The sequence below is a fragment of the Sphingobium sp. KKT206 genome (assembly GCF_055640555.1).
Map to the genome: position 1 here is coordinate 1,662,248 of NZ_CM145764.1, position 13,361 is coordinate 1,675,608.

Below are 13,361 nucleotides of genomic sequence, written 5' to 3' on the forward strand. Positions count from 1 at the left end.
GCAAACCTATGAGCCGCTACCTTTCCTTATCTCGGCGGCATAGATGTGCGGCGCGCCGTCCATGTTGGAGCGGAAGATCATCCATTTGCCGTCGGGCGTGAAAGTGATGTTGGGTTCCAGCCGATAGTCATGCTTGCGCATGTCCACGATCTTTTCGACCCCGAACGTCCCCGGCGCGATCAGGTCGGCGGCGTTGTCCGCATGAATGCCGGCGACATCGGGTATGGCGCGCGGGGTGAAGAGGTAGAGATATTTGCCATCGGGCGCATGGGCGATCATCTCGCTATCGCCGCCATCGCCTGAAAAATGGCGCATGTCGGGCGCCTGATTATAATGGACCGACCACTGGTTGCGATCGACATGATACCATTGCCGCCGTCCGGTGGCGATCTCATAGCCCGCCAGCCAGAAGACTTCCCCGCGCGGCGTCTGGAGATCGTACCAGATCCAGGCGCCATCGGGCGAGAAGAACTCATGGCCCGCAATTTCCATGTTCATGATCCGCTTATGGATCAGTTGCTTGCCGCTGCCGTCAGTGCGGATCGTCCAGATCCGGTCGACCTTGTGCCACGGCCCTTCATGGCAATACATGATGAGGCCGGGATCGGTCGGCGAAAATTGGATATGGTTGAGCCAATCCGTCGAGGCGACGACGACCTTCCGCTCGCCGGTGCGGATATCGATGGTGAATATCTCCATCGGAATCTTCGCTTCCAGCCGTTCGTTCAGCCGCACTTCCTTCGCCTCGGCAAAGCTGAGCGGCTTTCCGTCCGGTCCATTGGCGGCATAATGCGCTTGGCCGAAGGTCTGCTTAATCTCCGGCGTCCCGGCCTTTTGCGTGCCGTCGGGTTGAAGCGGCTTGTCGCTGGCGGCCCATTGGCCAAGCAGCAGCGTTTCGTCGGCATTGATCGACCCTATCGAACCGCCATCGACCGTCGCGATTTTGCGGGTCTTGCCGCTGTCGATATCCGCCACGAAGATGGTCGTGCCGCCCGCCCCGTCATCGCGCTTGCGGCTGGCATAATAGGCCGTGCGGGTCTTGCGCCCGGTGAACAGCAGTTGCAGATCCTTGCCCTTGACCAGCGGCTTGATGGTCCAGTCGGCCAGCGTCATCACCGCGATGCCGTCGGGCGTCGATATCACCATCTTGTCGCCCTGGGGCGTATAGCTGTTCTGATGGAAATAGAGGCTGGCGCTGCCCGGCTGCTGCGTCAGCCGCAGGACACGGTGGCCGGTCGTCTGGTCGATCCATTCGGCGGCCGGCTTTGCCTGCACGGCCCCGGCGAGGCCAACTGCCGCCATCGCGGCCCATCCGATCATCGCTTTGCGCATCCTCAATTCCTCTTTTCTGCGGCGGCCCATTCCAGTGCGTCGGGAATGAGTGCCAGATTCTGGATCGCCGCCAATCCCCATTGCGATGCGGCGTTAGTGGAGACCCCCGGCCACTCGACGGTCAGGCGAACGAAATCGGGGCCGCTATGCGCGACCCGCGGGTCGCCATCCGACAGCCCCAATCCGGCCTCGCCCCCCAAAAATTCGCGCGCGGCGCGTGTCCATAGCGCGGCATCGCCGGTTTCCCGCGCGACATAGGCCGTCAGGCGGGAATGCCCTTCCTTCAGGTTCCGCTTGCCGAAGGGCAGAGAAAAATGCGCATCCCATTCCTGCGGCGAGGCATTGAACCAGCGGCAATAGTCCAGCCATGCCGCCCGATAGCGCGGCACGTCGATCAGTTGGAGCAATTCGGCATTCACTTCAAACGCGCCGAATACGGCGTTGAGATGCGAGATAGATATTTTGTCGCCCGGCCCGATGAAGCGCCCGGATTTGAGGTCATAGGGTGCGCTGCCCGCCAGCCAGCCATATTTCAATCGCCCGATACTATCCATGCCGGCGATCAGCCGGTCCCGCCACCGCACGTCGCCGGTCCGTTCCCATTCCGTCAGCCAGGCCGCCGCGAGCGACCCCCAGACGGTGCCGAAACTGAAATCCACGACGCCTTCGGGGAGGGTTTTGCGCTCGGCGCCGGGCACCTTGCGGCCGATCTCGACATGGGTCAGCACCTGGTCCGAGGGGACCAAAGCGCGCATCAGGTCGCCGACCCGTTCGTCGCCGGTCAGATAATAGAAGATGCGACGATAGGCCGCATTGCTGACGCGCGGCTGTTTGGAGCTGTCGCTCCAATGCTGAACGCCATGTCGCGTGCCAAGGCCCGCAAAGCGGCCAAGATGATAGACATCGACCTCGCCGGTATGACGGGTCATCGCTTCGGCCAAGCGAAAAGCGCGCGCCCGGCCGCTGCGCAGCACATCATACCAAAGCCACAGGTCAGGCGACAATTCGCTATTGGCCCAGGCATAGCCGCCAATATCATAGCGCCAGACGTGCCGATCCTCGTCATACGTGTGCATGACGTCGCCATGGTTCCAGAAGCCGTACCAGCCGCGCCGGTCGACCTCTTCGGCATAGAAATCGACCAGATTGACCAGTTGGTCCTCGATCCGCGCCTTCAGCGGGCTGGATCGGTCGGGCAAGCTCCAGATGCCCAGCACGTCGGCCGCATGGATGCGTTCGGGCGTCACCATCAGTTGCGGCGGCGTCGAATTGGCCTGCGCCATCGCCGCCAGATGCGCCGCTCCGGGCGTCGCCGCGCAGGCCCAGAGGGTCAGTTCGCTGGTGCGGGCCGCGCCGGTCGCGTCATCCCAGCCGGGCTCATAATCCTCATAGGTGATGTCCAGCCCTTCATTCTGGGCGGCATAGGCTTCCATGCCCATGACGTCCCTATAGGGGCGCATGTCCATCGGCTGTGCGTTGGGGGACCAGAGCCAGGCGGTGAGCGATGCCTGGTCAGTGTCGGCCCCGCGAATGTCGATCTGCGCGGGATACCGCTGCCAGAAATAGCGCGCCGCGATCGCGATGCCGCCGGTGGGCGATCCGACATAGCCCAGGCCCTGCGAGCGCGTTCCCGATGTCGCATCAATCCACGCCTGCCCAGCCTTGGTCCGCTTGGTGATGGCAAAGCCGTCAGCGGAGAGCTGGCTCAGCGTGAAATCGCCCCAAGTCGGGATGCGGCCGAGCAGATTGCGGACCGTCGGTGCCATGCTATCCAACGCCACGGCTTGGCCCGCAATCTGTGCCTTGCGCGCGGCCCCACCCGGATCGCGGCGGAGGCCGGTCAGCGGCCGCACCGCCTCGCTGAACAATCCGTCCGCGCCGGTGCTGATCCGCACATGACGGTCATGCGGGGCAGCATCCAGCGGCACTTGCGCCTGCAGGCCGAGGCCGCTGATGAAATCCCTGGCCGGATCGCCGTCGAAGATGAAACTATGCACGACGCGCAGATGATCGGCCCCTGCATAGGCATAAAGGCGGACGACAAACGGCAGCCAGGCGCGCCCTTGCCCCTCGTGCATCCCTTCCAGCTTCACGACGGCGCGCACCGGCCCTTTCTGCTCGACCGTCGCCTTGTCGATCCTGCCGGTGAAATGGCTGCGCTCACCGCCTTGCGGTGCGTTGTCCACGCTGGCGATCAGCGCCAGCGATCCCATGACGGTCCGCTCGCCTGCTTTGGCCGACTGGATGATGGCCTTGCCCGACGTGCCGATCGTCCATTGGACCGATCCGACGGTGATGACGATCCGGTCGGCGGTTTCGCGTAACAAGACCGGCGCTGGAGGAGCGACTGGCTTGCCCTGAACCACCGTCATGCTTGCGGTTGGGGTGTCTCCGGCTGGCAGCGCATGTGCGGTCCATTTGAGCGATCCATCCGGCCAGCTGGCCAAGGGCCAGTGCTGCGATGGCAGAGCCTTTCCCTCGGCGTCTTTGACGGACAGGGCGGTTCCGGCGCGCAATGCCCCTTGCGGCCATGGCACGCCAAAGGTCTGGCCCAGCGAAAGCGGCGGCGCGGCATCGTCGATCCAGCGCACGGGTGTCGGCGGCACGTTGCTGCCGCGTGCGTTCGCGGCCCGTGCAGCGGCAGGCAGGAGCGCCGAAGCGCCGGTCAGCAGGCCAAGCCTCAGGCTGTCCCGGCGGCTGACTATGATCCCTGTCTTCATCGGCCTTCCGCTCCTTTTGTCAGCCATGGGTGATGGTCAGGTTGCGGACCTGAATGTGGCTCTGCGTGGTGCGCAGCCCGAAATGACCACGACGATAGGGGGCGGGGTCGTCCATCTCGAACAGGGCCGCGCCATCGCGCTCGACCGCGATATGATGGCCGTCAGCGATCAGGCCAATGGCGAACCAGGCGTTGGGTGTCAGCATGTCCGCCTTTGCCAGTCGGTCATGCTCTGGCAGCAACGGTCGTTCCCCCACCCGGCCGACATAGCGGCGCATCCGCGTCGTGCTGTTGCGATTGCCGCCGATGCCGACATAATAGGTTTTCAGCCTATCATAATCCTCGAACGCGCCGCTGCGCCGCCGCCCCAGCACCGACCCATCGGGCACAGCGGGGTCGGTCGCCATCCAGAAGGCGTTGACGTCGCTGACCGCGTCATGGGGTCCGCCTTGGGCCACCGCCCGTACCTCATAGCGGATCGCGACGGGTGCCACGAGGGCGGGCAGAAACCAGAGCGTGACCCCGGCGGGGGCGTCGATGTCCAAAATGCCATCCCGCGCCGAGACGCGCGCATCGCCGATCGCTTCCATCCGCCATTGCTTGAGACCGCTTCGAAAAGCATCGCCCGAAACGGTCCGTCCGCCATCCGCGCGTGCGGCGACCGGTGCCAGCATCAGCGACATGAGCATCGTGCGGCGGTTGAACATGGCGCTATTCCCGGTTCAGGCTGAACGAAGAAATGCTGCGGGATCGGGAGAAGGAGGAGATCCCGCAGCAAGAGCCGTGGTCCAGAAGGGAACCACGGGGGAGCGGATCAGAGCTTGAACCGAATACCGCCATAGACACGACGCCCGAAGGTTTCGATGATCGTGCGGCGATAGATGCTGTTGGCATTCTCCTTGCGCGTGGCATCGAGCAGATTGACGCCTTCCAGGAACAGCGAGACATCCTTCATCAGATTGAGGTTGAGCGATGCGTCCAGCTGGCCATAGGCTTCGCCGAATTCGGGGTTGTTGCCACGCCCGACCGCCGTGATCAGATATTTCGAGCGCCAGTTATAGGCGCCACGGATGCTGAAGACATCATCCTCATAATAGGCCGAAATATTGTAGCTTTTGCGCGACAGACCCTGGAACGGCAGGGAATCGCCGGTGAAGAAGTCGGTGCCTTCGTAACCGCTATCCTTCGAGTAAGTGAAGTTCGCGATCACGCCCATATGTTTGACCACGGGTATGTTGATGAAGTCGAACGCGACCTGTGCGCCCGCCTCGATCCCGTTGATCGTCACCTTCTGCGTTCCGTTGCTGGGCACCGTGATCGCATAGGTGACACCGTTCGCGTCCGTGAACGGCTCCGTCGTATTCTGGATGAAGGAACCGATTTCCTTGCGGAAATAGGTGACCGAGGCAAAGCTCGTCTTGTTGATATAATATTCCAGACCCGCATCATATTGGCGTGCCCGGAACGGCTGGAGCGCGGGATTGCCGCGTGAGCCCGACAGGCCCACGACATCCAGGGTGAACCGCGGCGCAAGCTGCTGCGGCAGGGGGCGGGCCATCACTTCGCTGGCCGTCAAACGCGCCATCAGCGTGTTCGGGATCAGCTCGGCTTTGAGGTTGATCGATGGCAGGAACTCGGTGTTCTTGCTGTCAAAGGCAACCGGGCTGATCAGCGCGGGCTGACCGCCTGGCTGCGCCGTCCGCAGGAAACCGGACGTATCCACCTGCGTATTGACGACACGCGCACCGGCAACGCCGCTGACCGCGACCGATCCGACATCGAAGGCGAATGATGCCTGCGCATAGCCGGCAATGTTGCGCTCGCCCACTTCCCATGTGTCGGTGAAGACCTGGCATGTGCCGTCCGCATTGGCGGGGCAGCCGCCGGGCGCGAACGGGTCGGGCACACCCACCGCATCCGCGACTGCCTGGGTCATGTTCAGCCAGCCGGTATAGCCGCCATCGAAGCCCAGATTTCCGGTGTTGAAGAAGGGCGACGTGCCAAGGCCCGCATTGCCGGCGACGATGGCGCTGATCTGGCTCTGCACCGCAGGATCGCTAAAGCCGTTCAGCGTTGTCGTCCGGCTGAAGAAGCGGCTCTTGACGGTCAGGTCGCGATATTGACCACCCACCTTGATCGACGTGAGGAAGCCGGTATCGAACGTATATTCAGCGTCGAGCTTCGCCATTTTTTCCGCCTGATCGTCGTAACGCGGGCGACGCAGCACGGTTAGCTGGTTGATCCCGGCGATCGTCGTCGGATCATTGGGCAGGATGATCTGGGGCGCCTGCTGGGGATTGTCATAGTCGACGATCAGGCGGGACATGCCGGTCACCGCCGCCGTCGCGTTGATCTCATTATTATAGGCCTGCGCCTTGGAATAGGAGATTTTGGGGCTGAGCTTCAGATTGCCGCTGGTCCAATCGGCACCCACGGCGAGATTATAGGTGGTGCGGCGGATGTCGCCCAATATGTTGCGATAGGATACGCCCAGCTGGCTGGTCTGCGCCAAAGCCGGGTTGTTGATCATCTCAAGATGGGTGACGGTATTGTCCGGGCCAATGACGGTATTGGCGACATCGACCAATCCGCCACTGGTCCCTGTCTGCAGGAATTGCGATGTGACCGACTGGTCGGACCGGGTCCAATTCCCCTCCATATAAGCGGTCAGATCATCGCTCGGCCGCCATTCGAGAATGCCGTTCAGCGCATAACGCCACGTTTCGAGGCGGTTGATGACGTAACGGGGAATGTCGGGGAAGAAGTCGGCCGCGCCGTCTTCGTTCAAATCATAGGCCTGCAAGCCCGGCGTCGTCCGGTCGCTGTCCAACCGAACCCAGCCGGTGGTACGCGCCTGATGGCTTTCCACATTGCGGTTTTCGAACGTGCCCGACACCAACACGCCAAGTTTGCCGTCGGCAAAGGTGTCGCTGGCAATCAGGGCAACGCGCGGGTCCATATAGTCGGCAATGTCGGAATAGATGGCCTGGGCCGATCCGGCGACATAGGTTTTGCCGCCATTGTCGAACGGGCGCCGGGTAATGACGCGCACGGTGCCACCGACGCCGCCTTCCGTCATGTCGGCCGTTGCGGACTTGACGACTTCCAGCCGGTTGACGAATTCGGAGGGCAGGTCGCGGAAGTCGACATCGCGGCCGCCGCCTACCGTGGTGGACAAAGCGGTCGTGCCATTGATTTCGACGCGATTGAGCGACGGATCGGCACCGCGGATGGTCACGCCAGCGCCTTCGCCATCGGCGCGCGAAAGCTGCACACCGGTCACGCGCTGCAGCGCTTCGCCGATATTCTTGTCGGGGAATTTGCCGATATCTTCGGCCGAAATCGCGTCCAGCACTTGCGGCGCATTGCGCTTGGCGTTCAACGCGCCCTGCAAGCTGCTGCGAATGCCGGTGACGACGATGTCGCTATCGCTCGCCGCATCCTGCTGCTGCGCGGTCGCTGTACCGGCGGAAAGCAGAAACACAGCCATGGCGGCGCTCGAAACCAAGGCGCCGTTCCTGGAAAACTTCATCAACCATCCTCCCCAAATCAATGCACATAATGCTGGGCGTTGAGCCAGTGGGCGACTTGACCTGCCGCCTCGTTCAAACCCATTAGTTCCATATATTGGACTTACATATCTATATATGGACATTTTCCCAGAGGTAAAAATTGCGATGAAGCGAATAATATGCGCGGCGGACTGTTTATTTGAGAACGAAAATCATAGAAATCCCACATGGTGGAATATGATCGTTCCACATCCCAGGAAATCTTGCCCGTTACGGCGGTTATGACTCTTCGCTGGCGGAACCAGAGGTGCGCGCACGGATGGAGATGATTGACGTTCAAAGCTGGTGAATGGCGAGCAGAGCAGCTTTCGCCGGAAGCGGACTTCTAAAAGTCGTCGCTAAAACTTCGTCCGGGTTATTCGGCCCAGCAGCAACGCATAGCTGTCGCACCCGCCGCCAGCGTCATAAGCCGCCATCACGCGCCGCAATGCGCCGACGTCCAGCGGTTGGCGCCCTTCGCCCGGCACGACCGCGCCGATGCCCTTGAGATGCGCCAGCAGCGCCCGTGCGCCGACACCATCAAGCGCAACTGTCTCATCGAACGCGAAGGAGTCGTCATAGCCGGCCAGGATTGCCCGGAGCGCCGCCAAGGTCGGATAATCCGGCACGCCGCTGGCGACACCGCAGGCCGCGTGAGCCGCGCGCCATTGCGCGAAACTGCCCTGCCCCATGGTCGAGAAGATCAGGCTGCCCCCCGGCCGCAACAGGCCCGCCAGCCGCGCAATCGCCCCCGCCAGATCGTCAAACCATTGGAAAGTGAGGCTGGACAGGATGAGGTCGAACCACGGCCCCTCGAAGATCGGCGCTTCGCCGTCCATCGTCAGGAACCGGCCCGCAACCAGTCCGCCCGACGCGGCCTTGGCCAGCATGCCGGGCGACAGGTCGGTCACCACCAGTTCTGCGCCGGGCCAGCGCGCCTGCACGTCACGAGTCAGGAAGCCGGTGCCGCAGCCGATTTCCAATATCCGCTCTACCCCATGGGGTTTTTGCCGCTGCGCCAGGTCCGCGACCAGCCCAGCGGCCAGCCGTTGCGGCCCGGCATGATCCTCATAGCGGGCCGCCGCTGCGCCGAACGCATCGCTTATCCGTTGCTTGCGCCATTGCCTGGAGCCATCAATCATGGCTAGGCGAATGGCAGAGCCAGCCCCGCTTGACCAGTCACCCCAAGAGGAAATCGCCGCCCATGACCCCAGCCCCCCGCATCCCCGCCATGGACGTGCTGCGCGGATGCGCGGTGATGGGCATAGTGTGGATGAACATCACCGCCTTCGCCCTGCCCCAGACCGCTTATTTCAACCCGGCCGCGATCGGGCCGCTGTCGGGCGGCGATATTGGTTTCTGGGCGGTCAGCCTGATCCTGGTCGACGGCAAGATGCGCGGCTTGTTCGCGCTGCTGTTCGGCGCGTCGATGCTGTTGCTGATCGACCGGGAGGAAATGGCGGGTCGCGACGGTCGCCGCGCGCAGATGGTCCGCGCGGGCTGGCTGTTCGTCATCGGGGCCGCGCATTTCCTGCTGCTCTGGTGGGGCGACATTTTGCGGGTCTATGCGCTGGTCAGCCTGTTCGCGCTGCTGTTCGTACATCTCGAACCGCTTGCGCTGATCAAGCGCGCCTTCCTGTTCTTCCTGCTGCAATTCCTGCTGGTCGCAGCGTTCATTGGCAGTCTCTACCTGTGGAGCCATGCCGCAGGTTTGCCGGACGCCAGCGCCGCTACTCGCGCCGGTTTTGTCGAGTTCATGGGCACCTTGTCGGACCCGGCCAGCCCCGCCATCCAGAGCGAGATCGCCACCTACCGCAGCGGCTATGGCACGATATTGGCGCACAAGATTGCGGGGATTCCGGGCGAGTGGCTGTGGGGTTTCCTGTTTACGGCGTTCGAAACGCTGGGCTTCATGCTGCTTGGCATGGCGATGCTCAAGGGCGGCTTCCTCACCGGCCAGTGGGACAGCGAGCAATATCGCCGCACCGCGCGCCATTGCTTCCTGATCGGCGTGCCGCCCATGGCCGCACTGGCGCTATGGGTGTGGTGGAGCGGCTTTGCGCCGTTGCCCGCCTATGGCGTGGCGCTGACCTGGTCGCTGCCGTTCCGCATTCCGCTGACCGTGGGTTGGGCGGCGCTGATCCTGTGGCTCCTGGCGCGCTATGGCGAGCATAGCCTGGTCGCGCGGCTCGCCGCGACCGGGCGGATGACGCTCAGCAATTATCTCGGCACCAGCCTGATCATGACCGCCATCTTTTACGGTTGGGGACTTGGCCTGTTCGCGCATGTGTCCCCGGCGCTACTGCCGTTGTTCGTCCTCGCGTCTTGGGCGGTGATGCTGCTCTGGTCGCCCTGGTGGGCGGCGCGCTTTGGTCAGGGACCGATGGAGCGGGTGTGGCGCGGGCTAGCGCGGATCGGGCAGCGATGAGGGTCGTCAGCCAATGACGAAATCAGCCAGTCCGATCGTGACGGGTGCTATGTTCGAACCCAGTGATGCCATCTCATTCACTGCACCGCTGCCGTCGGCAAAGGCTGTATGATAGACGATCGCGTTGTTTTGCGCGTCGAGCGCGATGACAAACAGTGCCTCATCCGTTCGGCCCGTGCCATTAGCATCAAGCATCGCCTGTACCGCCGCCCCATCGGTCAGCACGCCGGTATAGATGAACAGGTCGGTCGTCGCGAGGTTGGCACCGCTACCACCCTGGCTGCGAACATCGAAGCTGGCGTCGGTAAGGCCAAAGGCCGCCCCGTCAAACTCCAGATTGTCGATCCCTGGCTGAAAATCGATCAAGACGTCGCCGCCCTCGACTGGCGCATCCCAGATGAAATGATCAGCGCCGCCCCCGCCAGTTAATTCGTCCGCACCCAGGCCGCCGACCAGCCGATCCGCTGCCGCACCGCCCTTCAGCACGTCATCACCACCATTACCTTCAAACAAAACAGTTCGCGCGCCAGTCACCGGCAGAGCGCTCATGATGTCGCGCCCAGTCCCGCCTGATATGACAATATGCGCACCCTCAACCCCATTGAAATTGGCGTCGTGCAGAACGACCCTGTTCCATCCGTCCGCCAGATTGATTTGCTCGATCCCGCGCACGCCGGAGAGAATGTTGCCCGATTGTGTGACAGGCGTTTCAATCGCCAGAATGTCGTGGCCGCCGTTGCCGAACAACCGATCACCGAACAAATGCGATGCAGCCGATCGGAACAAATCATCGCCGGAGCCACCCCGCAGTGTATCAATGCCCGCGCCGCCCAGTAACTCAACAGCATTCGACGCACCCAAGTCGCTGGCGTCTACGACATTGTCGCCAGTACCACCGATTACTTTAATCCTGATGCTCTCAATATTAACGAAGTTAACATCTGTGATTATTACGATGCCGCTTCTATCGAGTATAATTTGTTCGACGCCCTGCATACCGACGAGAGAGGGTATTGAGCCAGTCGTCACTTCCAGAATGTCAATACCGCCATTCCCCAATATGATATCTTGCTCTGTCAACTCGGAGCCTGCCCCTCGGAACAGATCGTTGCCGTTACCACCTGCGAGGTAATTATTTCCTCCGCCACCGCTCAATATGACTGAATAAGGGGCTGAAAGAGCAGTTGCATCGATTCGATCATCGCCAGCCGATCCAATAATTTGGAGACTGTTGTTGGCTACCCCGACAAGAGTCATGTCACCAACGCTAATGTCATTGGCGCCGGAAGCCAGGATTATGCGCTCCATTCCTTGCACATCGCGCAGGTCCGCCGCCGAAAGTATGCCCGAAGACGTCAGTCTGAGGACATCGTTGCCGCCATTACCGTGAATCACATCGTCCAGAAGTTCCGAAACGGTGACAGAAACAGAATCATCTCCTGCGCCGCCGCGAAACACATTGGCACCGCCACCGCCAAACATCACGACTTTGTTCGCGCTTGTCAGTGCCGTAGCATCCACCTCATCTCCGCTCGCATTGCCGACGATGGTGATGGTTGAGTTTGCGACGTCGACATAATTAATATTGGAGAGTTGGATGAGGTTGCGACCTGTAGCAAGCTCGAACCGCTCGATACCCTGCACATCGTTGAGGTCGAAATAGCTAAAAAGACCTGCCGACCGAATCGCAATCGTATCGCTACCACCATTACCTCGCACTGTATCTGCGCTAAGATCTGCACCGTAAAACGAGAATCGATCGTTCCCGGCTCCACCAAGCAGGGTATCGATGCCGCCGCCGCTAACGATCCCTACAGCATTTGCGCCGCCCAACCCCGACGCATCGACCACGTCAGCCGCGGCGCTGCCTGTTATCAGTATCCCATCGGACACAGCTTCGTAATTGGTATCGAGGAGCGTGATGCTATTGCCGCCGCTCGCCAAGGTGATGCGTTCAATTCCTGTCATGCCTGCCAACGCACTTGCTGCAAGCGCACCAGCAGTTGTAAAAAGCAGCGTATCTGTACCCTGCCTTCCTCGAAACACGTCGGCCGCATTTAGATTAGCTACCGCATATTGGAAAATATCGTCTGTAGCGCTACCCAAAAAGAAGTCATCGGAATTAGGTTGGCCCGTAAAGGTCGTCATCGCTGTCTTCCTTTAAAATTATTATCTGTTTCTATAACCAATTATGGGACATTAACCTATCCAAAATCGATAGTGCTAGAAAAATTTGGCGCGCATACGTAAGATATTTTGAAAAACTTTACATTTTCTGGAAATGTAAGCTATGTAAATATGCTGACTAACGTTGCGATCATAGACCTTATGCTTAGTGACGATGCTTTCAAAGAATACTTACGTCACCCCGTGCTCAACGTTATGGATTCGTTGAACGCAAAATCATGTAAATATGAGACCGCGTCGCAAAAGCGTGCATTTTACTATTGCGACCCATTATCATCCGCGCTATCTCTGTTCCAACAGGAGAGTGCTTCGATGGTCGTGTGCATCTGTAATGCCATTCGTGAGAAGGATCTGAAGGAAGCCGTGCGCGATGGCGCGGATACGCCGTGCAGCGCTTATGCGCGCTTCGGCCGTCGGCCCAAATGCGGCCAGTGCGTTCCCTTCGCCCGCACCATCATCGCGGCAGAGCGCGCTTCGGCCTGATAGCATTGCAAATCATCCGCACGAAACAATCGCGACCTTGACGCAATAGTGCCCCAAAAAACGTTGATTTTCCTAGGTTTTTTGACTTAACAGCATCCTGCACAGGGGTTATACGTCCGGCTTTCCCTAACAGCCGGAGTAAACGTCATGAAAGGCGACCCGAAAGTCATCGATTATCTGAACGAGGTGCTCCGCAACGAGTTGACCGCGATCAATCAATATTTCCTGCACTATCGCATGCTCAACCATTGGGGCATCGAAAAGCTCGCCAAGTTCGAATATTCCGAATCGATCGACGAGATGAAGCATGCCGACAAGGTAGCAGAGCGCATCCTCTTCCTCGACGGCCTGCCCAATTTCCAGCTACTCGGCCGCCTCAAGATCGGCGAGACGGTGGAGGAAATCCTCAAGTCGGATCTGGAGCTGGAATATGAGGCGCTGCCGGTGCTGCGCGACGCCATCGCCTATTGCGAGACGATCCGCGACTATGTCAGCCGCGACCTGTTCCAATATATCCTCGAAAGCGAGGAAGAGCATGTCGATACGCTGGAAACCCAGTTCGAAATGATCGAACGCATGGGCATCCAGAATTATATCCAGTTGCAGAGCAAGGCGAAGGAAGACTGATCTTCACGGGCACCGGGATACCGGTGCCCTTCGC

Annotated in this window: 9 protein-coding genes; 3 read left to right on the forward strand and 6 right to left on the reverse strand. The window is 60.7% G+C overall.

Going from position 1 to position 13,361, the window contains the following annotated elements; translation table 11 throughout:
• Window positions 1-6 precede the first annotated feature (6 nt).
• The 5 genes from ACZ2HM_RS07815 to ACZ2HM_RS07835 form a co-directional block, all read right to left on the reverse strand.
• Window positions 7-1,332, reverse strand: coding sequence for an oligogalacturonate lyase family protein (locus ACZ2HM_RS07815; RefSeq protein WP_470426701.1), 1,326 nt, complete (start codon window positions 1,330-1,332; stop codon window positions 7-9).
• A gap of 2 nt (window positions 1,333-1,334) precedes the next feature.
• Window positions 1,335-4,052: an exo-rhamnogalacturonan lyase family protein gene (locus tag ACZ2HM_RS07820; protein WP_470426702.1), complete on the reverse strand. Its 2,718-nt coding sequence runs from the start codon at window positions 4,050-4,052 to the stop codon at window positions 1,335-1,337.
• Between the two features lie 19 nt (window positions 4,053-4,071).
• Window positions 4,072-4,758, reverse strand: a complete 687-nt coding sequence (locus tag ACZ2HM_RS07825; protein WP_470426703.1) for a DUF6250 domain-containing protein — start codon at window positions 4,756-4,758, stop codon at window positions 4,072-4,074.
• 107 nt (window positions 4,759-4,865) lie between these two features.
• Window positions 4,866-7,583, reverse strand: a complete 2,718-nt coding sequence (locus ACZ2HM_RS07830) for a TonB-dependent receptor (protein ID WP_470426704.1) — start codon at window positions 7,581-7,583, stop codon at window positions 4,866-4,868.
• A gap of 378 nt (window positions 7,584-7,961) precedes the next feature.
• Window positions 7,962-8,744, reverse strand: coding sequence for a methyltransferase domain-containing protein (locus ACZ2HM_RS07835; RefSeq protein ID WP_037475930.1), 783 nt, complete (start codon window positions 8,742-8,744; stop codon window positions 7,962-7,964).
• 62 nt (window positions 8,745-8,806) lie between these two features.
• Between ACZ2HM_RS07835 and ACZ2HM_RS07840 the strand changes: the two genes are divergently transcribed.
• Window positions 8,807-10,030 carry a DUF418 domain-containing protein gene (locus ACZ2HM_RS07840; protein WP_037475927.1) on the forward strand — a complete coding sequence of 408 codons (1,224 nt, stop codon included), beginning with the start codon at window positions 8,807-8,809 and terminating at the stop codon, window positions 10,028-10,030.
• 6 nt (window positions 10,031-10,036) lie between these two features.
• Here ACZ2HM_RS07840 and ACZ2HM_RS07845 read toward each other — a convergent pair whose 3' ends face one another.
• Window positions 10,037-12,178 (reverse strand): hypothetical protein, encoded by a 2,142-nt coding sequence (locus ACZ2HM_RS07845; protein WP_470426705.1) that lies wholly within the window; start codon window positions 12,176-12,178, stop codon window positions 10,037-10,039.
• 351 nt (window positions 12,179-12,529) lie between these two features.
• Between ACZ2HM_RS07845 and ACZ2HM_RS07850 the strand changes: the two genes are divergently transcribed.
• Together ACZ2HM_RS07850 and bfr are read left to right on the forward strand one after the other, a co-directional pair.
• The gene (locus tag ACZ2HM_RS07850) at window positions 12,530-12,700 is read left to right on the forward strand and encodes a (2Fe-2S)-binding protein (RefSeq protein ID WP_037476694.1); all 171 of its coding nucleotides are present in this window, start codon (window positions 12,530-12,532) and stop codon (window positions 12,698-12,700) included.
• A gap of 147 nt (window positions 12,701-12,847) precedes the next feature.
• Window positions 12,848-13,327, forward strand: a complete 480-nt coding sequence (bfr, locus tag ACZ2HM_RS07855) for a bacterioferritin (RefSeq protein ID WP_037476693.1) — start codon at window positions 12,848-12,850, stop codon at window positions 13,325-13,327.
• Window positions 13,328-13,361 lie beyond the last annotated feature (34 nt).